The sequence below is a fragment of the Streptomyces sp. NPDC002795 genome, assembly GCF_042888725.1.
Lineage (GTDB): Bacteria > Actinomycetota > Actinomycetes > Streptomycetales > Streptomycetaceae > Streptomyces.
In genome coordinates this window covers 476,291-496,470 of sequence record NZ_JBIAQB010000003.1, presented here as the reverse complement: position 1 = coordinate 496,470, position 20,180 = coordinate 476,291, and the positions used below count along the sequence as shown (strand labels likewise).

At 68.9% G+C, this 20,180-nt stretch carries 20 protein-coding genes and 3 pseudogenes; 9 read left to right on the top strand and 14 right to left on the bottom strand.

Annotated elements, in window-relative coordinates; translation table 11 throughout:
* Window positions 1–52: 52 nt before the first annotated feature.
* Window positions 53–409, bottom strand: coding sequence for a PRC-barrel domain-containing protein (locus ACFYWS_RS11610; RefSeq protein ID WP_389273148.1), 357 nt, complete (start codon window positions 407–409; stop codon window positions 53–55).
* Between the two features lie 375 nt (window positions 410–784).
* A complete protein-coding gene (locus ACFYWS_RS11605; RefSeq protein ID WP_389273145.1) occupies window positions 785–955 on the bottom strand; it encodes a hypothetical protein in 171 nt (56 codons plus the stop codon).
* 215 nt (window positions 956–1,170) lie between these two features.
* Between ACFYWS_RS11605 and ACFYWS_RS11600 the strand changes: the two are divergent.
* The 5 genes and pseudogenes from ACFYWS_RS11600 to ACFYWS_RS11580 all read left to right on the top strand — a co-directional run.
* Window positions 1,171–1,371: pseudogene (locus tag ACFYWS_RS11600) on the top strand (DNA cytosine methyltransferase); the annotation flags it as partial.
* A gap of 617 nt (window positions 1,372–1,988) precedes the next feature.
* The gene (locus tag ACFYWS_RS11595) at window positions 1,989–2,402 is read left to right on the top strand and encodes an STAS domain-containing protein (protein WP_389273142.1); all 414 of its coding nucleotides are present in this window, start codon (window positions 1,989–1,991) and stop codon (window positions 2,400–2,402) included.
* A gap of 80 nt (window positions 2,403–2,482) precedes the next feature.
* Window positions 2,483–3,064, top strand: a complete 582-nt coding sequence (locus ACFYWS_RS11590; protein WP_389273139.1) for a hypothetical protein — start codon at window positions 2,483–2,485, stop codon at window positions 3,062–3,064.
* Window positions 3,065–3,201: 137 nt separating this feature from the next.
* A complete protein-coding gene (locus tag ACFYWS_RS11585; RefSeq protein WP_389273136.1) occupies window positions 3,202–3,816 on the top strand; it encodes a GAF and ANTAR domain-containing protein in 615 nt (204 codons plus the stop codon).
* Window positions 3,817–3,897: 81 nt separating this feature from the next.
* Window positions 3,898–4,614, top strand: a complete 717-nt coding sequence (locus tag ACFYWS_RS11580) for an ANTAR domain-containing protein (RefSeq protein ID WP_389273133.1) — start codon at window positions 3,898–3,900, stop codon at window positions 4,612–4,614.
* A gap of 116 nt (window positions 4,615–4,730) precedes the next feature.
* On the opposite strand, the gene ACFYWS_RS11575 is transcribed toward ACFYWS_RS11580, so the two are convergent.
* The 3 genes from ACFYWS_RS11575 to ACFYWS_RS11565 all read right to left on the bottom strand — a co-directional run bounded on the left by ACFYWS_RS11575 (window position 4,731) and on the right by ACFYWS_RS11565 (window position 6,802).
* The gene (locus ACFYWS_RS11575) at window positions 4,731–5,573 is read right to left on the bottom strand and encodes a SigB/SigF/SigG family RNA polymerase sigma factor (protein WP_389273130.1); all 843 of its coding nucleotides are present in this window, start codon (window positions 5,571–5,573) and stop codon (window positions 4,731–4,733) included.
* Between the two features lie 195 nt (window positions 5,574–5,768).
* The gene (locus ACFYWS_RS11570) at window positions 5,769–6,158 is read right to left on the bottom strand and encodes a hypothetical protein (protein ID WP_389273127.1); all 390 of its coding nucleotides are present in this window, start codon (window positions 6,156–6,158) and stop codon (window positions 5,769–5,771) included.
* Window positions 6,155–6,802, bottom strand: a complete 648-nt coding sequence (locus tag ACFYWS_RS11565) for a hypothetical protein (protein ID WP_389273124.1) — start codon at window positions 6,800–6,802, stop codon at window positions 6,155–6,157. Before ACFYWS_RS11565 ends, ACFYWS_RS11570 begins: the two co-directional genes overlap by 4 nt.
* Window positions 6,803–7,006: 204 nt before the next feature.
* On the opposite strand from ACFYWS_RS11565, the gene ACFYWS_RS11560 reads away from it, so the two are divergent.
* Window positions 7,007–8,380 (top strand): diacylglycerol/lipid kinase family protein, encoded by a 1,374-nt coding sequence (locus ACFYWS_RS11560; RefSeq protein ID WP_389273121.1) that lies wholly within the window; start codon window positions 7,007–7,009, stop codon window positions 8,378–8,380.
* A 106-nt stretch (window positions 8,381–8,486) separates the two neighbouring features.
* On the opposite strand, the gene ACFYWS_RS11555 is transcribed toward ACFYWS_RS11560, so the two are convergent.
* The 3 genes and pseudogenes from ACFYWS_RS11555 to ACFYWS_RS11545 form a co-directional block, all read right to left on the bottom strand.
* Window positions 8,487–9,323, bottom strand: coding sequence for a DUF1206 domain-containing protein (locus tag ACFYWS_RS11555; RefSeq protein WP_389273118.1), 837 nt, complete (start codon window positions 9,321–9,323; stop codon window positions 8,487–8,489).
* A gap of 906 nt (window positions 9,324–10,229) precedes the next feature.
* Window positions 10,230–10,510: pseudogene (locus ACFYWS_RS11550) on the bottom strand (PRC-barrel domain-containing protein); the annotation flags it as partial.
* Window positions 10,507–10,917 (bottom strand): ANTAR domain-containing protein, encoded by a 411-nt coding sequence (locus tag ACFYWS_RS11545; RefSeq protein WP_389273114.1) that lies wholly within the window; start codon window positions 10,915–10,917, stop codon window positions 10,507–10,509. The pseudogene ACFYWS_RS11550 and the gene ACFYWS_RS11545, both read right to left, overlap by 4 nt.
* 901 nt (window positions 10,918–11,818) lie before the next feature.
* Here ACFYWS_RS11545 and ACFYWS_RS11540 point away from each other — a divergent pair.
* Both ACFYWS_RS11540 and ACFYWS_RS11535 read left to right on the top strand, forming a co-directional pair.
* A complete protein-coding gene (locus ACFYWS_RS11540) occupies window positions 11,819–12,004 on the top strand; it encodes a hydrophobic protein (RefSeq protein ID WP_389273111.1) in 186 nt (61 codons plus the stop codon).
* An 88-nt stretch (window positions 12,005–12,092) separates the two neighbouring features.
* A complete protein-coding gene (locus tag ACFYWS_RS11535; RefSeq protein ID WP_389273108.1) occupies window positions 12,093–12,266 on the top strand; it encodes a CsbD family protein in 174 nt (57 codons plus the stop codon).
* Window positions 12,267–12,458: 192 nt separating this feature from the next.
* On the opposite strand, the pseudogene ACFYWS_RS11530 reads toward ACFYWS_RS11535, so the two are convergent.
* The 3 genes and pseudogenes from ACFYWS_RS11530 to ACFYWS_RS11520 all read right to left on the bottom strand — a co-directional run.
* A pseudogene (locus ACFYWS_RS11530) lies at window positions 12,459–12,632 on the bottom strand (site-specific DNA-methyltransferase); the annotation flags it as partial.
* Window positions 12,633–13,204: 572 nt separating this feature from the next.
* The gene (locus ACFYWS_RS11525) at window positions 13,205–14,518 is read right to left on the bottom strand and encodes an MFS transporter (RefSeq protein WP_389273105.1); all 1,314 of its coding nucleotides are present in this window, start codon (window positions 14,516–14,518) and stop codon (window positions 13,205–13,207) included.
* A gap of 35 nt (window positions 14,519–14,553) precedes the next feature.
* A complete protein-coding gene (locus ACFYWS_RS11520; RefSeq protein ID WP_389273102.1) occupies window positions 14,554–15,549 on the bottom strand; it encodes an alcohol dehydrogenase catalytic domain-containing protein in 996 nt (331 codons plus the stop codon).
* A 428-nt stretch (window positions 15,550–15,977) separates the two neighbouring features.
* Between ACFYWS_RS11520 and ACFYWS_RS11515 the strand changes: the two genes are divergently transcribed.
* Complete coding sequence (locus tag ACFYWS_RS11515) at window positions 15,978–17,285, top strand: MFS transporter (RefSeq protein WP_389273099.1); 1,308 nt, start codon at window positions 15,978–15,980, stop codon at window positions 17,283–17,285.
* A gap of 48 nt (window positions 17,286–17,333) precedes the next feature.
* Here the strand turns inward: ACFYWS_RS11515 and ACFYWS_RS11510 are convergent, their stop codons facing one another.
* The 3 genes from ACFYWS_RS11510 to ACFYWS_RS11500 all read right to left on the bottom strand — a co-directional run bounded on the left by ACFYWS_RS11510 (window position 17,334) and on the right by ACFYWS_RS11500 (window position 20,075).
* Window positions 17,334–18,101 (bottom strand): GntR family transcriptional regulator, encoded by a 768-nt coding sequence (locus tag ACFYWS_RS11510; protein WP_389273096.1) that lies wholly within the window; start codon window positions 18,099–18,101, stop codon window positions 17,334–17,336.
* A gap of 259 nt (window positions 18,102–18,360) precedes the next feature.
* Window positions 18,361–19,062: a dihydroxyacetone kinase subunit DhaL gene (dhaL, locus tag ACFYWS_RS11505; RefSeq protein WP_389273093.1), complete on the bottom strand. Its 702-nt coding sequence runs from the start codon at window positions 19,060–19,062 to the stop codon at window positions 18,361–18,363.
* A gap of 11 nt (window positions 19,063–19,073) precedes the next feature.
* Complete coding sequence (locus tag ACFYWS_RS11500) at window positions 19,074–20,075, bottom strand: dihydroxyacetone kinase subunit DhaK (protein WP_389273090.1); 1,002 nt, start codon at window positions 20,073–20,075, stop codon at window positions 19,074–19,076.
* Between the last annotated feature and the right edge of the window lie 105 nt (window positions 20,076–20,180).

Here is a 20,180-nt window from a genome sequence, read left to right as displayed (position 1 = left end):
CTACCTCACAACGTAGTGACGAGGGGCCTTTGCAAGCGCCCCCGAAGGGCCTTTAACGGCGGGCGAGTTGACGCTCCCCGGCCGCGCCGGGCTCGTAGGGCAGCCCGTAGTGCTTGAAGATCGCTTCCTCGCCCGCTGCGGGCAGGACGTCGTCGGTGCCGATCGAGGGGGCCGTCGTCACCAGGGCCTTGGCATAGGTGACTTTGAGGTAGTCCGGGCCGGCGATCGCATCGTCGAGGGAGACGAAGAACAGCCGCCGCCGGGTGGGCAGTCCGGCGCGCACGGTGGCCATGGCCGGTTGGTCGGTGGTGGTGTCCACGTAGACCGCTTCGAGGACCCCGATCTTGCGTGCCGCGGTGTCGACGACGGTAAGGTCCCGCCACTCCCGGACATCGGCTGCGTGAATCATGACGTCTTCCTTCCGGAGGGCCTGTCTGGTTGGTGTGGCGCAAGGCACGCCGCATCTGCACGGCCAGCGCCTCGTCCGCCCTGGTGGCGAGCAGGGCTGCCGGGGGGACTCTCTCGGAGCTTGGGATCGCGTTACCGCGCGACATCCACCCGCGGTCCACCCGCAGTCCCCTCGCTGCCGTGCGGCGGCACGTGGTCAGAGTTACCACCATGCCGCACGCCTGGTCGACGACCGCCCGCACGTAGCATCGACCGTCAGATTCCACCGGGCTTCGTGGATCGTGGCCATCCGCCACATGGCAGTTGCCTCTCGCCGAGTTGCGCAGGTCCGGCCCGACTGATGTCGCCCGGAGTGTCGGGGCATGCTGCCCCCAGGTCACCCGTGGTGCGCGTGGTCCCAGCGGTCCTGACGATCGCGGTGGTCCCTACCGCCTCGGCGGTAGTGGAGGAGACCGAAGATCAGTGCGGCTGCGGCCGCCCACCACAGGGGGTTGAGGACGCCGAGCCCGAAGGGGCCCGCGAGGAGGATGAACAGCAGGGCCAGCATGGTGGGCCTGCTCGGAAGCCGGATAGGACGCCGCTGCCGGGGTCCGGGGCCGCACTTCACAGCGTAGTCCTGCCCAGAGGATGTGGATACGGTGCGTCATCACCGCTTTTCTGTGGGGCGCGGGGCGCAGATGGCCACTTGACATCTGGTCAGAGAATGCGCCGAGAGCTGGCGTGCGCCGTGACGCCCCGGACCCCGGCAACTGAACAACCCTGGCGGTGCCGGAGCCGATCCGGATCACCACACGCGAGACGGGCCTCCTTCAGACCTTCCCCGCCGACTACCCGTGGGCAGGAACAAGGGCCACCCGTTCTCGCAGATCGGCACCGCCGTACCCCCGCTGCTCGCGTGCCACCTCCTCGCCCCACACCCCGACATCGCCCTCAACCCCCGACACCTTCACTCTCGCCGCCTGATCCCCCACCTCCTTCTCCACCGCCGTGCACGCCGCGGTGTTCGCGGCGATCCGCGCCCTGCCGCCGCCCAACCCCGACGAGCACGCGAAGAACACCAAATGGCGCGACCTCGTGATCACCACGGGACGCGAGCAGACGCACGGTGTCACCGCCACGTACCCGCGCGCCGGCCTCCTGCCCCGTGCCACATCACCCCCGCTGCCCGCCGCAGAGCCCAATGGGGGAACCTTCCGGGCTTCCCCTGCTGAGAAGCGCGTCCTGCCGCATGACGGACTTGACGAAAATCTCGAAAGAGCCACCTCGCCTCGGCCACTGTCACCCCATTGCAAACGTGCACGCCTTGCGACCGTCCGTCGGGCCGGTCCGGGGACTATGCTGAGAGTCGGACGTCCCAGACCCCGGCGGCTCATTGTCGTTTCACATGGATGGCCACGGGGAGCTGAATCTTCGTCCCTCACTCGGCGCATCTCCTAGGACGGGCTGTGCGGATTCCTGTTCTGCTGGACCGCTTCCGTCTGCCTCCGCCACGCAGCACCCCGCCGAAAGCACACTCAGGTTCCGGGAACCCCGGTTCCACTGTGTGACTCTGTCCGGCGGGTCTTCCGAACCGAGGCGTCATGCCCCTGCCGCAGTTGAACGTCTACCGGCACGACCGGAACAGCCGGGCCCTGATCACCCTGGCCGGTGAGATCGACATGGAGTCCGTACCCCTGCTGCGCAAGACGCTGGAGGGGTGTCTGCGCGACGGGATCCGCACATTCGACATCGACCTCACCCGTGTCGTCTTCTGCGACTGCACAGGCCTCAACACCTTCATCGAGGCGGCACAGCAGGTCAGCGCGGCCGACGGATCCCTCCAACTCCACTACCCCCCACCCATGCTGACCCGGATGATCTCCCTCGCCCGCTGCTCGTTCCTCCTCTCGAACCCGGTTCCCGCCCCCATGCCGGCAACGCTGCCGGTGCCCTGCTTCGAGACCCTGCGCCGCCTCGCCCCTGTCGCCCCTGTCGCCTCGGGCGGTGTGCTGTGAAGGCCCGGCCCGGCCGCGGGCTGTCACGAAAGCCCGGCAGCGAGGGATCACCCGCCAAGGACGGAGTGCGTGTACGTCGGGTGAACCGCTGGCTGGCGGAAGACATGCGCGAGGACCTCGCCGACCTGTACGAGGAGTCCTGCGCGACACCTCCCAGCGAGTCCTTGCGAAGCCACAGCCGTCTCGACTTCCTGAGCCGTCTCAGTGGCGATGCCCGGCGGCCTGGATTCGCCATGGTGATCGCGGAGACAGTGGACTTGGCGGGGTGCGCGTTCGGCTTCCCGGTCCGCAGCGACAGCCTCTGGTGGCACGGCTTCGACGGCGCGCTACCGCTCGGCGTCGAGCAACTCACCAAGTCCGGCTGCGTGTTCGCGATCACCCATCTTCTGGTCCGCCCGCATGCCCAGGAGTTGGAGGTGGCCCGCCGTCTGCAGGAGCGGTTGCTCGCCGATCACCAGGCGTCGCTGGGCGTCACCCTGGTGGCTCAGGATGATCACCCTGCTCTCGATTCCATACGGTCCCGGGGATGGCAGGACCTCGGAGACATCTGGCGCCCCGCCGGTCCCATGGTGTTTCGGGTGCTCGTGCTGCCCGTCGGGGAACGAACAACACAGAGGTTAGAGGGACTTGCCCTCCATACCTGGACCGGTTGGCCCGAATGAGGCCCATCGGCCGGTCGGCCCGGATCCAGTCGCTGGTCGCCGAACAAGCGGCCCAGCGAGGCGGTCGGGTCGGCGTGGTGGACGTGTGCACGGCAGCGGTGGCGTCGTTACCGGTCAGCGGAGCCGGGGTGTCCGCGATGTCCGAGACCGCGGCGAGCCATCCCCTGTGCAGTACCGACGAGATCAGCGGCCGGTTGGAGGAACTGCAGCTCACTCTCGGCGAGGGGCCCTGCGTGGCGGCCTTCACGCAGCAGTCCGCCGTCCTGACGCCTGATCTGCGGAACGGTGATCTGCAGGACCACTGGCCGGTGTTCGCCGATGCGGCCCTGGAGGCCGGAGCACGCGCGGTCTTCTCCTTCCCCTTGCAGGTCGGGGCGATCAGCCCAGGCGTACTCGATCTGTACGCCCACGCACCCGGCACGCTGAACGTGGAGGAACTGGCCGATGCCCTGGCCTTCGCCGACATGGCCACCCTCGTCCTGCTCGACACACAGATCGACGCGACAGGAGCGCCACGCGACGAGGACACCGCGCACGAAGACACGGAGGACGTGGGCGGATACCGGGCCGAGATAGATCAGGCCACCGGAGTTCTCACGATTCAGCTCGGCATCGGCATCGAGGATGCCTTCATCCGTCTGCGCGCCTACGCCTTCGCCCATGGCCGCCACCTCGCCGATGTCGCCACCGATGTGGTGTCCCAGCGGCTCCACCTCGCTGACGACACGGACCCGGCCGATCGCGATGACTGACGTCCTGCTCGATCGGCACATGCACTCGCTGCACTTCCCGCCCCGTCAGAGCGGTACTACTCTCCATCAAGGGTGCGTCCGATGAATGAGCAACTGCTGGCCCAGACCTTCGTCGAACTGGCCGACAACTTGGTCGCCGACTTCGATCTGATCGATTTCCTGCGCCTGTTGAGCGACCGCTGTGTGGACATGTTCGACGCGACAGCTGCTGGTGTGCTTCTCGCCGATCACGATGGCGAACTGCGTGTCATGGCGGCCTCCGACGAGCAGGTACGTCTCCTGGAACTCTTCCAGCTCCAGAGCGACGAGGGCCCTTGCCTGGAGTGTTTCCAAGGCGGCGCACCGGTGACCGTGGCGGACTTGAGCACGCAGGCTGCGCGGTGGCCCCGATTCACCGAGGCGGCTGCCCTGTGCGGGTTCGGCGCGGTGCAGGCCGTGCCGATGCGCCTGCGGGACGAGGTGATCGGCGCCCTCAACCTCTTCCGAGCCGCCCCAGGCCCCTTCGACCCGCTCGGCGCGTCCGTCGCCCAGGCCCTGGCGGATGTCGCGACCATCAGTCTGTTGCAGCAACGTTCGACCCAGCGCAGCACGATCCTCAACGAGCAGCTCCAGGCCGCGCTCAACAGCCGCGTGCTGATCGAACAGGCCAAGGGCAAACTCGCCGAACGCCAGAACATCGACATGGAACAAGCCTTCAGCGCGCTGCGCCGCTACGCCCGCACCCGCAACCAGCGCCTGTCCGATGTGGCCCGCGCCTTCATCAACGATGACGAGCCGCTCGCCGGCCTGGGTGCCTGACCCCCACCGCCTCGACGACCGCCGACAGTGAACCCACCCAATGGCGGAGAGCGTCCTGTTCTTCGCGATCCTGCCCGCTGAGGACGCGTGATCGGGCCCCGCCCTCTTCTTCGGCCTCACATCACGATGCGTTCTTCAGCCCGTCGGCCTCCGGTCTCGGCCATCACCTGGTCGCGCAGGCGCGCACAAGTGCCGCTGATCAGGCGGGAAACGTGCATCTGGGAGATGCCGAACTGCTCGGCGATGCCGCGCTGCGTCATCTCACGAAAGAACCTCAGATAGAGGATCTGCCGCTCGCGCTCGGGCAGCGCCTTCAGCAGCGGCCGAAGGGCCTCACGGTCGACGATCCAGTCGAAGCCGGGATCGACGACACCGAGAGTGTCGGCCAAGGTACGACTCTCGTCTGAGAGGACGGGCCCGGCATCCAGTGACAGCAGGGCGAAACTCTCCAAGGCCCCTTGTCCGAGGCGTACCTCGTCCTCGGACAGGCCCGTGTACGTCGCGATCTCCTGGACCGAGGCCCCTCGCGCGTCGAGCGAACAGCCCAGTTCCCGGCTCGCGGCCCTGACCTTCATGCGCAACTCCTGTACGCGCCGCGGCACATGCAGCCCCCAGAGGCCGTCCCGGAAGTGCCGTTTCATCGCGCCGAGGATGGTCGGAATGGCAAAGCTCTGAAACGCGGCACCGCGGCTCGGGTCGAAGCGGGAGACCGCCTTGACCAGGCCCAGGTGGGCGACCTGCACAAGGTCCTCGGAGGACTCCCCTCGATGCCGGTATCGACGGGCGAGCCGGACGGCCATCGGCATCCAGGCACACACCACCTCCTGCTGCAGTGCGGATTTCTCCGGGCCGTCGGGCAGGGTGGCGATACGGGCGAGCGCGGCCGTGGTGTCCGGGGCGTCGTCATGGGGATGGGTACTGCGTACGCTTCGTGTGCTCTGTGCGCGTACGTATGTCATGGGTGCGTGTCTCCCCGGTATGTGGTGTCCCTCACCGTGGGAGCGTGTGGACCGCCACGCTGGGGAGCAACCTCAGTTGCTCCCACGGAGCGCCTCCGGTCCGAAGCACGACGGGCGAGTTCCCGGACAGGGCGCCCTCAAACAGCCTGCCGGGAACTTCGCACGGACCGGGGAACCTCCAGTCAGAGACGCAAATCAGAGACGCAGGAGTCGTTCGGAGAGGCTGCGGTATTCGCGCAGTGCAGTGCGCAGACCCTCGGTGTCAGGATCACCGGCCGATTGCTGCCAGGACTCGCGCATCATGGCGTGGCGCTCACCGAGGATCTGGCCGACCTTGGCGATGAGTTCGCCGAGCAGTGCGTCGGCTTCCTCGACCGCCGGTCGCGGTGCGTCCACGAAGCCGTTGACGGCGTGCTGGAGGCGCGTCTGCAACTTGTCGCGGTCACCTGACGCGAGCGCCGTGCCGGGCTCCGGAACAGGGGCCGGCTGCCGGGGTTCGGACATCGACATGGCTTCCTGAGGGGCCGGCCTGCGCGCGAATTGATGGGTCTCGCGCCTGTCCGCGGATTCCTTGGGCTCGGTCATGGTGTACTCCCTCGGCTGGTGTCACGGTGCCGCAGGGTCCCCCAGGGGCGCCGCTCGGATTCGTCGCTGTGGTGCGCGTTCGTGTCGTGGTGTGTGTCCGCGTCCCCGGGCCGGTCGCCGACAAGGTCGTCGTAGAACGCGCGGGCGTGTACGAAGAGGTCGCGCAGCTCCTCCGTCCGGGCCCGTCCTCCGTCGGTGCAGTGGACGGCGGCGTGCAGCCGGCGGTAGCTGTCGACGTGCTGCGGGTGGTGCACCGAGAGCGCGGCGAGCTGCTCCCGGAACGGGTCGGCCGGGAAGCCGCGCTGACGGACGAGTTCGCCGAGGATCCCGTCGGCGTGGGTGGCCGCCTTGGCCGGATCGTCCACGAACTCCTCCTGGGCGTAGGACCATTCAGCGGTGTACTGGTCGTATGCCTCTGCCGTCAGCGGGTGGATCTTCAGGTCACTGTGGCGGTGGAGCCGGCCGTCGAGGTCCTTCTTGGCGGCTTTGGTGTCACCGTCGTACTGGGCCACGGTCCGCTCGTACTCCGGGCCGAATCGACGGCGCAGTCCGCTCGCGCCCGCGCCCGCACGGAACTTGACGGCGAGCAGTCCGGCGATGAGGACCACCACGACGAGCAGGATGATGAGGAAACCGGTGGACATGAGGTGCCTTCCGGTGGATGAGCCCGCACTTCGGGCTGTGCACGCCGGGTAGCCGCGGCCGACAACACCAAACGGAACGACCCGGCGGAGGTCTCGTACGGCATCCGCATGATAGCTGGATACGGGCGCTCAGCAGAGCTTCCGCGGTCGGAGCCGGCGGGCGGCCGACCGCGTGCCCGTCACCGTGGCGGGTACCCGGTCGGCATGACAGATCTCCGCTTGCCCGGCACGCGGCACGTCGAACATGCGGTCTCGGCCCACCCTTTGCTGCCATGGCTGAGCGGTGCGGCCGCCATGGCCGTCTCTGGCAACCGCCGTGCACGGCGCGCCGCCCTGCGCGGCACCGTGTCACTGGCACTGGCCTCAGCAGCAGCCGCCATCGCCGCCAGGTCGACGTCGGGCAGGCCGACTTCCCAGCGGCACGTCGTGACGGCGCTGCCCTGCAGGCACACGGCCGCAGCCGCAGCGTTCGTGACGGCCGCGACGCTGGAGTCACCCTGGCTGGGGGCCGCCCTCGCTCCCCTCGCCACGGTGGTCACCGCCGCCCGTACTGGCACCCGCTCTCCGGCGGCCGTTCTCGAGGGTGCCGTGCTCGGGACGGGCGTGGCGGTGGCCACCTGCCGCTGGTGGCCGCTGCTCATGGACCAGCCTGCCGACGCCGCCCGGCCGAACGTCCCCGTCCCCGCGCTCCCCGCGGGCCGCGGGCTGATCGCGGTCGTCAACAACGGGGCGGGCGGCGACACCCCGGCGGAGGCCGAACTGCGAACTCTCCTGCCACAGGCGGAGATACGAGTCTGTGAGAACGGCGTCGATCTTCATCATGTGCTCAGGAGAGCCGCCAAGGACGTCCTCGCCCGACCGGATGGTGCGCTCGGCGTGGTCGGCGGCGACGGAACGGTCAATGCGGCGGCGATCCTGGCCGCCGAGAGCGGACTGCCACTCGCGGTGTTCCCCGGCGGCACCCTCAACCACTTCGCCACCGATCTCGGGCTGCCGACGCTCAAGTCCACCGCGCAGGCCGTGGAGTCGGGCTGCGGCGGAGCCGTCGACCTCGGCCGGGTCACCGGCGACGGCCCCGGCATGTACTTCCTCAACACCTTCAGCATCGGCGTCTACCCAGAACTCGTCCGGGCCCGCGAAGCCCGCGAGCGCCGCCTCGGCAAATGGCCCGCACTCTGCGTGGGTCTCCTGCGTGTCCTGGCCGACGGCACGCCCAACGAGGTCACCATCGACGGGCGCCGCCGTCGACTGTGGCTTCTCTTCGTCGGCAACAGCCGTTATGAACCCTCGGGTTTCGCCCCCTCCTACCGCCGCAGCCTCGACGACGGTCTGCTCGACCTCCGTATCGTCGACGGAAGGCACCCCTTCGCCCGCACGCGACTCGTCACCGCGTTCCTCACCGGAACCCTCGCCCGCTCCCGCGTCTACCAGGCGACCACAGCGACCCGGCTACGTATCGACGCAGTGGGACAGACCGGGGACTACACCCGCGACGGGGAAGTCAGTCCAGCCGCCGACACGCTCATCATCGACAAGTCACCCCGTGCGCTCACCGTGTACGTGCCGGCACCCGGGTGACCGCGCGATACCCCGGTCACCGCCGCATCCACGTTGGTAACCGGGGCCCAGCCGGCACGACTGCCGGCCGTGGGCACATGACCATCCCCCCTTCGCGCGTCAGGTCTCACAGGCGACGCCAGCGCGCGGAGGCGAAAGAGAAGGCACCGAAGAGGATCAGTCCGATCGCGACGGCGACGAGCAGCCACGGCCCGATCGGGGTCTGGGTGAAGCTGCGGAGCGTGGCATCTACGCCTTTGGCCTCGTCCGCGTCGAACTGGACGGCAGCTATCAGTATGAAGATGCCGGCCGCGGCGAACACGATGCCGCGGGCCACACCCCCGACCACACCGAGGCCGGTGACGATCTGGTTCGTGCCGGGGCTCATGGCGGCAGTGTCGAGCTGACGCAAGAACTTGCGCATGGCCGCCCGTGTCGCGAGTACCACGCCGATGCCGATCAGGAGGCATCCCCCTGCGGCGACCAGGACTTGGCCGTAGGCCAGTTTCAGCACGGAGGCGGTCCAGTCCTTCGACTTCGCGTTGCCGCTGGAACCCTGCCCACCGCCTGCAGCGTACGTGGCGGTGGCCCAGCAAATGAAGCCGTAGAACAGCGCCCGGCCACCGTCGAGGAGCCGGGAGGGGGCCTTCCGGTCCGGGCCCCTGGTCAGGACCGCTCGGGAGGCTCGCCACAGGGCCATGGAGCCGAAGCCCACAACCAGCGCCCACAGCATGATCTCCCCGAAGGGCTGCTCCGCGATCTTCGACAACGCGCCCTGCCGGTCCGCCGATTCCCCGCCGCTGCCCACGGCCATCTGTACGGCCAGGGCGCCGATGAGTACGTAGACGACGCCGCGCGCGGCAAAGCCCGCCCGTCCCGCGGCGGACAGTGTCTGGTTCTCCGCGGAGCGCCGGGTTGCGGCGCCTGCGGTCCTTCGCTTCCCGTGTGCCTGAGATGACGTCACGATGCCCTCCCCAAACGGTGGGTGCGCGGTCCGCGCCCGCCGTCCCCGAGTTCCCCGGACCGGGAGTTCGATGCGCTCGGCGTCACCGAGGGAGCCGCGGTGTTTCTCTGCCTGGGTCCGCTGCCGGTGAGCGCGCTGCCCGGGCCGCGACCCGCGCGGCGTACGGACTTGGCCCCGCGCCGGAACAGCGTGCGGTGCAGCGCGGCCGGCTTGCTGAACGGGGCCGCTGCGAACCGCGAGCAGCAGCGTGGTGATGTACCCGGCACGCCGCGGGGTATCGATTGCGGCGAAGCGGCAACTCTTGGAGCAGGTCACCGTAGTTGCGGTCGGCCTGTTGCAGCTTGGTCTCGTTGCGCGGCGTACGGGACGCCTGGCAGAAGATTGCCGCGTTGGGTCCGCCTCAGGTACGTCTCGACGCCCGCCGCTTCACGGCATGTGCCACGCACGGGAGTTGCTCATTCCGCAAGGATGGTTCGTTGCCGGACCTTCTGCCGAATGTGTTGCCGGGCGGCCGTCGACACACACAGGCTTGTCGACTACCACTGCGGAACAGCCACGTACAGCACCGTCACCGGCAGCAGGTGCCGCCCTTGAGTCCGTCGATCATCACGCCCGGTCGGTTCGCTTGGAGGCGTCGTCGGAGTACACGACGCAGCTCGCGCCGCAGCGCTTCGGGGAGCGCCTCGCCCTCGGCCGTAGCGACCAAGGCCACGCCCACGGCCAACCTCCCGGAGTTTGACGTTGCGGTGCTGCGAGATGTCCACCAGCAGGCGCCAAGTCCGCTCGCTGGAACACGACCGCCGATTGAACTGTTCCTTGGTGGCCCGCAGTTCGACGACTTCTGGTGCGATCGCCCGACGCATGCTGCGTACCTCGCAACGCAAGTCATGCGTGGCCCGGGCCGAACTGGTCAGCGGCGGGCAGGAGGTCGTCCGTGCCGATCGTAGGTGCCGTGCTCACCAGGGATGTGGCGTAGGAGACCTTCAGATGGCCGGGCCTGCGGGCGCCTCGGCGAGCGGGACAATGAACAGCCGGTGCTGGGTCGGCAGCCCGGCCCGCACGGTGGCCATGGCGGGCTCGTCGGTGGTGGTGTCCACGTAGACCGCGTCGAGTACGCCGATCTTGTGCCCTTCGGTGTCCACCACTTCGCGTTCGCGCCACTCTCGGACATCAGCTGTCTGGATCATGGCCTGTCCTTCTGAAGATGTCTTTGGCATGTGAGCGTTGCGGGCCGTGATCGGCGCGCTGCCGCGTGAAGGCGCCGCAGCGCCAGGGGCAGCGCATGGCCCAGCTCGGCGGGCAACGGGTCTCCGTCGGACGTGGCCACCAAGGCGTTGGCGACCTCGCGGAGTTTGACGTCGCACTGCCGTGCCACATCCATCAGCAGACTCCTGGCCTCACCGCGGGAGCACGGCGCCAGGGCCATCACCATGCCGCGCGCCTGGTCGATCACCCCGTGGCTGGCCAGCGCCCGCCGCAGCATGTCGTTCTCCGCCCGCAGCATGACAATGGCCGGCGCCAGCTCGACATTCCCCCAGACCACGTCGGCTTTCAACGCCCATCGCTCTTCCCGTGTCCTGACCGTCCGGTTCATGACGCCTGCCTATCCATGGTGTTGTCGGTCGCGGCGGTCCTGGCGCATCCAGCGCCCTCGGCGCTGGCGTCGGTATCGGCGGTCCAGGCGAGCCTCGTGATCGCGATCGTCCCGGTACTCCCCGTACTCGGAATCACCGCCACGGTGCCGCCTTTGCGCGCCCCCCATGCCGTAGTGGAGGTACCCAAAGATCAGCACGACCGCAGCCAGCCACCACAGGGCATTGAGGAAGCCCAAGGCGAACAGGACCATGACAAGGACGGCGGACAAGAGGATCACGGCGGGCCTCCGGAAGTAAGAGGGTCCCTGCTCAACGGCGTCTTCCCCGCTCGGGCGAAGCCGAGAGCCAGTGGGAAGATGGGCGAGCGCTGGGAGAATGGCATCGATGCCGGGTCCGGGGCTTCACTCCACAGCGTAGTCCTGTCCAAGGGTTCAAGAGCCTGTCCTACGTGGACGCGTATGTTCATGGATGGCCACTTGGTCTCTGTCGGGCCTGAACGGCAGCGGCTGGCCTCCAGGGCGCTGCCGCGGCCACCGGCCCGGACCCATCGCACGCTTTCCCACAGCAGGCGATACGCATGTACGCGCTTGTCCTTCCCGTCCCCTTCATTCTGCTCGGCACCGTAATGGGCTTGTCCTGGTGGGAGGACAAGGTCCTGCCGCCGGCGGTGCCGGGCGAGGCCCCCGCCGAGACTCCGTTCACCCCAGCGGCCCCGGCCGCCCGTCCAGAACTCCGTTCGGACATCGGCTCGTTGACAAGGGATGTTCCTGGGCGTTGACTGACAGCACGGCGTAGGGATTTGCCGCTCCGGACCGTTCGGGCGACGCGCATTCCCCTTCCCGCTTCGCCCGGACCCCGCGAATACCAGGATCTCCCTCCGCGCGTTCTGGAGGCCCGGCAATGCTCTTCTGGCTCCTTCTCCTTCTGCTGATCCTGGTGATCTTCGGGTTCGGCTTCACCATTCAACTCCTCTGGTACGTCGCTGCCGTGTTGCTCGTTGTCTGGATCGTCGGCTTCGTCAGGCGCGGCCGCGGAAACGGCAGCCGCAGCGGCCGTGGACGCCGGTTCAGCCGCAGCCGCGGATAACCCGGCGCCCCCTCTCTGCCACTCCCGCGGGAGCTGACACCGCCATCACCTGCGCGAGCCATCCCGGCGGACCAACACGAGGACGGCCATGAGCATCGGACGAACGATCAGGAACACGGCACAGGCAATGAAGGGCAAGTTCACCCACAGGGCCGGAGAGGCCACCCGCAATCGGCGAATGCAGCGGGAAGGCCGGACCGACCAAATGTCCGGGAACCTGAAGCAGTCGACCCAGAAGGCGAAGGACGCCTTCCGACGCTAGCGGGCGCAGGATACGAAGGAGGGCTGTTGTTCCACTGCTCTGGTGGAACAACAGCCCTTATTGCGCTTCAGCGCTGTGGTTTTCTCCACGCTCTCACTCTTCCGGCCCGACGAGTTCGAAGTCCCCCTGACCGCCCATTTGTTGCATTGTCTGCGACAGCCGCTCATCAGCGATGTCGGCATGGGCAGATCAGATCCTCACCAGTTCCTGCATGACCTCGACCGGCTTCTGGGTGATGTGAACGCGGTCCTTGCGCGGCTCGCTCGAAACGGGCTTGTGCCACGCGGCGACGCCGCGCCATGTCCAGCCTGCGGCCTGCAATGCGTCGGTGGTGGCGGGCAGTTGCCTCCAGTCGGTGAAGACGAGGGGCGGAGCCGGATTCGACGGTGGCGCGGTACGGCCCCGCGGCCACACACCTACCGCAACGCCGCACCGTTCCGGCCGCAACAGGTGCTCAAGACGGCCCCTCCGTCGATGCTGGCGATGGAGTAGCACGCTCGACAAGGATCACCTGACACCCCCCTCGACAAAATCAGCATTGAATCAGCGTCAGCCCCGCCCAGCCTCGCCACCGACCACCAACCAGACGCTGCTGAAGTGTCGCGCTCGACAACCCGGCACCCGAGTCCAGAGCCACGACGGTGACACGCCGTACCAGACGGCCACTTTGCAGACCAGAGAACCGTCGAGCACGACATGAGGTATCTGTCTCCACAAAGGGCCACCGCAAGGCACCCCTCGCGTCGACCTACCCAGCCGCGCAAGCCGAGCCCGCCGGGCCGGGCCATGGGCCAGCGAGGCGCCCGGCTCGTCCGCGAGCGCCTCGACGGTCGCACAGAGGCCGCACACGTGCAGTTCGACGTGGAACTGCACGTGCGGGAGTCGTCTTTGCTCCGCACATCTGAAACACACCACACCGCCTGAAGGCCCGGGGGCCGTCAGGAAGCCGGGTCGGTGAGCTCCACAAGGGGCTTGTCCTCGGCCACGGCCTGCTGGGCCTCGTCCGGGATCGTCAACCAGCGCACCGCCACCGCGGCCAGTACGTACAGGCCGGCGAAGACGATGGTGACACCCCCGGGGCCCAGCGGACCCAGGAACACGGCCACGATCAGGGGGCCGACGAACGTGGCTGCGCCAGCGCCCAGGTTGAGTACGGCGATGGCGTTGCCCTTCTGGCCCGGTGCCATGAGTGACATCAGTACCGAGATCGGGGTGAACCCGGCCAGCGTGATGCCGAACAGGGCCGCACACACCACCGCCACCCAGTACTGCCCGCTGACATGGGTGGGCAGGAAGTACAGGCACAGGGAGCTGACCGCCGAGGCCACGCAGCCGAACCAGCGCAGTGTGCGGTGCCAGCCGAGCCGGTCGCTGAGCATCCCGAAGAACAGGTTGGCGAAGATGTTCGCCGCGCCCAGGATGAACACCAGTTGCAGCCAGCCTGCGGTGCCGAATCCCACGTCGTCGGCGAAGACGCTGGGCAGAAAGACCAGGAATCCGAACTGTGGGGCCGTGTTCGCGACCCTCACCAGACAGCCGATCGCGATCCTCGGCTGAGAGAAGATGATGGCGACGCTGTTGACGATGGAACGGCCCGCCGACACTCCAGGGGCAGCCAGCCGCTGGCCGCCCTCCGCCTTGCGGATCCCGAACAGGGCGAGGAAGCCGCCGGCCACCACCAGCACGAGGGAGAGCCACAGCGTGGCGTATTCGCCGATGAGCGGTTCGCTGCCGCTGGCCAGCAGGGAGCCCAGCGTCGGCAGGCCTCCGGTGAAGGCGAAGTAGAACCAGCCCACGGCCGAGCCGAGTCGGCGGGGTGAGCTGCCGGCCAGCACCCAGACGAGGAAGCCGTAGGCGAAGAACGGATAGCCGAAGCCGCGCAGCCCGTAGGAGAGAAGGAGCAGCGGGTAGCTCTGGGTGGGCAGTGCCACGGCGAGAAAGATGATCTCCAGGCTGCCCCAGATGGCAAGCCCCAGCCACATGACTCGGCGCGGCCCCCACACATCCGACAACGCTCCGGACAGCCAGGATCCGGCGGTGACCACCGCGCCGTAGACGGTGATGATGACGGCCGCGCCGGTGGCGGTGTCCGCGCCGTTGTCGCGCAGGTAGGGGGAGATGTAGCCGGCCTCGACCCCGTCACCGATCATGAAGAGCAGCAGGCCGACGAACCCCCACAGCAGGGGGCGGGGCAGGCCGAGGCGGTCGATCAGTCCCGGCTCGGCCGGGGCCGATGGAGCGGATGCGGACATCAGTGTCCCCAATCGGTTCGACGCGGTGCGGGGTGTCACCGCTGCGGGAGGATGTGGACCTTGCGGGCGGTGTCGGAGCGGGCCGCTTCGAGCGCGTCCGCGTAGTCCTCGAGGCCGAAGGTGTGTGTGACCATGCGCTCCGACAGGCGGGGCAGGTCGAGTACAGCGCGTACCGCGTCGGGGAAAGCCGTGGCCAGTGACTGCGAGCCGACCAGTGACAGTTCACGGTCGAACAGGTCGTAGGGGAACAGGTTGATCGCGGACTCCGGGCTGACCACGCCCATCTGCAGCAGGGTGCCGCGCTTGGCCAGCCGGTCCAGGGCGTCGCTCACCGCGGTGGGGTGGCCGCTGGCCTCGATGGCCAGGTCGACGTCGTGCCGTGCGGGACGCTCGCCGGGGGCGTGCACCGTATCGGCACCGAACTCCACGGCCGCTCCGCGGCGCACGGCGCTGGGCTCGATGACATCGACCGTCGAGGCTCCCTGCGCACGGGCGTAGGCGACGGCGAGCAGCCCGATCGACCCCGCTCCGTAGACGAGCACCCGCTGGTCCCTGATCGGGCGGATGCGTGAGGCGGCGTGCAGGACGCAGGCCAGCGGCTCCACCAGGGCGCCGGTCGCGAAGTCGATCCCGTCGGGCAGCTGGTAGACGACCTTCGCGGGGACGCGGACCAGTTCGGCGCAGGCCCCGTCGGCTCCGACGCCGATGGGCACAAGATCGGGGCAGAGGTTGGTCGCGCCGGCCCGGCACTGCTCACAGGTACCGCAGGCCACGTTGGGGTCCACGCATACGCGGTCGCCCGGCGCGAAGCCATGTACTCCGGGGCCGACCTTCACCACGGTTCCGGAGAACTCGTGGCCGGGCACGACGGGGAACCGGCCCGTGGGGTAGTCGCCGTGGGCCAGGTGCAGGTCCGTGCCGCAGATGCCGACCGCGGCGGGGGCGATCACCAGACCATCCGCTCCGGGTTCGGGGTCGGGCAGCTCCTCGACCTTGGCCGTTCCCTGTCCGTCCAGGACAACCGCACGCATCTTTGCTTCCTCTCGCCGGCTCGGGCTGAACAAGAACGCTCAGCCGGGCTGGCCGTCGGTGTCATCCCGCACCGGCGAACCACCAGCAAGGTAGGCCGCCCAGACAGATCTGTCCATACTTTACTGACTGTACGTACAAAATTAATGCGGCCCCTTCGGAACCCACGACACTCCGACTCCGCGCACCTCTCCCACCTGGAGATTCAGGCAATCACGACCCCGGGACCGGACCCCGACGCCGCGGATGCGCCCGTTGACGCGGGACCCCATGACTGCATACCGTCCGGCCGATACGTTCTGTACGTACAGCACGGTGCGGTTCTCACGCCCATGCACGCGGCTCCCCCTCGGCCGTCACGAACAGTGCGCACCCCGGGCCTCATCGGCCGTGATCGACGACCGCACCCTTCAACGGTGAAGGAATCGCCATGCCTTCTTCCACAACACCAGCCCAAGACCCATCGGCCGGCGGCCTGTTGGACCGGATCGGGTTGCCGGCGCCCCTGCTGCTCGGATACCTCGGCGTCCTGCTCTTCATGATCGGCGACGGGGTGGAGAGCAACTTCCTCTCACCGTTCCTGGAGGACGAGGGCTTCAGCGCGGGCCATGCCGCCACCGCGATCAGCGTCTACGGAATCTTCGTCGCCATCGGCTCCTGGCTGTCCGGCACACTGTCCGCGGCCCTGGGCCCCCGCCGCGTCATGTGCTACGGCGCCGTCATCTGGATCGTCCTCGAAGCATGTCTGCTGGCCTGGGCCATTCCCAGCGACTCCGTCGTCCTGGTCACGGTCATCTACGGGCTGCGGGGCATCGGCTACCCGTTCTTCGCCTACGCCTTCCTGGTGTGGGTCACCCAGGCCACTCCCGAGTACCAACGCGGCACGTCCGTAGGCTGGTTCTGGTTCGTCTTCGGTGCCGGCCTGCCCACGCTCGGATCCCTGGTCGCCAGCGCCGCCATTCCCCTGGTCGGCGAGTTCGGCACCCTGTGGATCTCGGCGGCCCTGGTCGCCCTCGGCGCCCTGATCGCCCTGTTCGGCGTGCGCGATCTCCGTCATGCCGGGCCCGCGATCCGCGAGGAACCCACGTCTCCGCTGCGCGAACTCGCTCGCGGCATCACCATCCTGCGCGACCGGCGCGTCGCTGTCGGCGCCTTCGTCCGCCTGGTCAACACCGCACCAAACTTCGCGCTCTTCGTCGTCGCCCCGCTCTACTTCACCCGCACCATCGGCTTCTCGCAGGGCACGTATCTTCTCCTCGTCACCTGCGTCTACACCGCCAACATCTTCGCCAACCTGCTCTTCGGCATCGTCGGGGACCGGTTCGGCTGGCGGCGCACCGTGACCTGGTTCGGCTGCGTACTGTGCGCGGTCGGCATGCTGCTCCTCTACTACGTGCCCCAGGTCGTCGGCCCCAACTTCTGGGTCACGCTGCTGTGCTGGGGTGTCTTCGGTCTCGGCCTCGCGGGGTTCGTGCCGCTCACCGCCCTCATGCCCAGCCTGGTCCGCCCGGCCGACAGCGCCAACGCCCTGGCCGTCTACAGCCTCGCCGCGGGCCTGTCCGCCTTCGTCGGCCCCGCGCTGGTCGGCGTACTCGGCGGAACGGCCCACATGACCGCGCTCATCTGGACCTTCGTCGCGCTCTACCTCGTCGCCGCGGTCCTCAGCCGCACACTCGACTCCCCCGCCGGCCACGACCGTAAGGCGCCCGCCGCAGAGCCGGCGCACGCCCACGAGTGACATGTGAACTGCCGCCGCCGGTCGAGGAGTTCCGGTGGCGGTCGGCCGTCAGGACTTGGCGGTGGCGTCGACGTTGACCTCCAGCGGCACGACGTCGCTGCGCACCCACGTGTCGTAGACGTCGAACCGCTTGCCCTGGGGGGTCCAGGAGGTCGAGCGGATGTGGAGGGCGGGAGTGGTCGGGGTGATGTCGAGGGCCTTGGCGACCTCGGGAGCGGGAGCCACCGCGCGGATGGACCGGTGTGCACCGCCGAGCGGGTAGCCGACCGCATCCAGCGCCTCACTGAAGGAGGCGCGCCCTTCGAGGACTTCGGTCATCCCGGCGATCGCGGGGACCAGGTCGGCCGGGCTGTAGTTGATGCTGTACAGCGCGGGGGTGTTGTCGAGGGAGCGCAGCCGGACCATCTCGTACCCGGCGGTGTTCTCCTGGACCTTCAGCGCGCGGCAGACCGAGGGCGGCAGGATGGTCGGCCCGTGGCGCAGGACCTCCGTGGTGACGGAACGGTTCTGGTGCCCGATGGCGTTCTCCAGGAAGCCCTCGCGCTCCTGGATGACCCAGCCCTGGTCGGTGCTCGGCTCGGTGGCATAGACGCCACGTCCGGTGATCCGGGTGACCAGCGCACGTGATTCCAGCAGGTTCATCGCCTGGCGCACAGTGGCACGCGAAAGCCCGAACTCGGTGCCCAGTTCGTGTTCGCTGGGCAACCGCGTTCCGGCCTCGATCGTGCCGTCGGCCAGGCGCTGTTCGAGGATGGCGCCCAACTGCTGGTAGTAGGGCGTGGTTGCCTGGCGGTCGATGGCTGCCGGTTGTGCCACGTCGTGTGCTCCCTCTCCGTCGCGCGCCCTGCCGCCCGTCGGCCTGCCGGGTCCGAGGGGCTGGTCGCGGTCAATCCTGACGATGGTAGTCGGTTGGTCCGTACTGTACGTACCCGTCGCACGGGCAGACCCGCGCCGCCGGTGGAGCACGGCGGGCATGCGTCGGCCGCGGTCACCGGACGGGCAGGAGCGCCCGGCGATCGCGGCCGTGTGCAGGGGAGGCGGGGTGCCCCCACCGCTCCGGCTGTCCGGGTACGTCTCAGTCGTCGAGCCAGCCGCTGTCGATCGTGAGGTCGATCGTGAGATCGCCGCCGCCGCTCGCGTGCTGCGCGGCCGCGGCGGCCTGCAGGATCATGGCGGCCGCGGCGGCACCGGGGTCGAGGACTCCCCGGGCGACTTCACCGACGTAACTGGCGCGGCCCCGCTTGGCGACGAGGCTCGCGGTGGAGCGGGCGCCCGCGATGGCGGCCTGCGCGGCGCCGTCCAGGGCCTCGCCCGGCGCGGCCTGAGCCGCTTCTCGCAGGGCGCGGACGGCGGGGTCGAGGGCGTCGACCATGGTCTTGTGGCCGATCTCGGCCTTGCCGTAGTGCTGGACGGTGGCCAGGCCCGCGGCGAGTCCGGCGGCGAATTCGGCCAGGGTGGGTCGGTCGGCGTCGGTGCAGCGGGCGAGTTCGCGGAAGAACATCCCGAACAGCGGGCCGCTGGTGCCGCCGGTACCGAGGAACCCGCGCGAGACGCAGGTCAGCCAGTCGCCGCACGTCTGGGGGGACGTGGTTTCGACGTTCTTGCGGGCGCGGCCGAGCGCGGAGGCGATGTTGCTGCCGAAGTCGCCGTCGCCGGCGCGGCGGTCGAGGTCGCCCAGGGCCTCGGTCCGGTCGAGGAACGCGTCGAACATGCCGGTCACCCAAAGCCGGCCGAAGTCGGCACCGAGAGTGGCGTCGTGCGTGGTGGTGTCAGTCATGGCGCGGTCCTTCACCAGGTCAGGGCGGGTGTGCGCACGGGGGCGTCCCACAGGGGCAACAGGTCTTCGTCGGCGGGCAGCAGGCTCACGGACACACCGTGCATGTCCAGCGAGGTGATGTACGTGCCGACGAGGGCGCGGGCGACGGTGATGCCGCGGTCCGCGAGGCGGAGGTGGACGGCGCGGGCGGCGATGTCCAGCTCCAACTGGGAGGCGCCACCGAGGCCGTTGACCAGCGCGATGACACCGTCTCCCGAGCGCAGCGAGAGGGCCTCGGTGAGCGGGTCGACGAGTTGGGCGATGAGCTCGTCGGCGGTGGTGAACGGGATGCGTCCGGTGCCGCGTTCACCGTGGATGCCGACGCCGAGTTCGACCTCGTCGGGCGGGAGTGTGAAGGAGGGTTCGCTCTCGCCGGGGTGAGTGCCCGGTTCGAGGGCGAGGCTGAGGCTGCGGGCTCGCGCTGCGACCCGGCGGCCCAGCGCGCCGACGTCCGCCAGCGGGGCTCCCGCCTCGGCGGCGGCGCCGCAGATCTTCTCGACCATCAGCACGGCAGCCGTGCCGCGCCGCCCGGGACCGCCCGCGTCGTCACCGGTGTCGGTCGCCAGATCGTCGTCGACCAGGACCGTCTCGGTCTTGACCGCCTGGTCACCCGCCAATTCCTGGGCGATCTGGAAGTTGAGGACGTCGCCGGTGTAGTTCTTCACGATCTGCACGACGCCACGCCCCGAGTCCGCCGCGACGGTGCCCTCGTGCACCTGGAGCGCGGTCGGGCTGGCGAACAGGGCGCCGGGAACGGCGACATCGAGCATGCCCGTCCCGACGAACCCGGCGTGCAGCGGCTCGTGCCCGGAGCCGCCGCCGGAGACGAGGCCCACCTTGTCGCGGGCGGGCACGGCCCGGGTGACCAGCTGCGCCTCCTTGTCGTACCGGACGGCCCCGGCATGCGTGAGCGCGAATCCCTCCAGGGCCTCTTCGACGGCGTTTTCCGGACGGTTCAGGAAGTGTCGTTTCACCGTGCTGTCTCCCTTGACCAGCTCGATCAGCCGGCCACCGGCCGCTGAGCTGCTGCCTGTTGACGGCTTGCTTCGTCGTGTTGACGTCACCCACGTTAATGCATA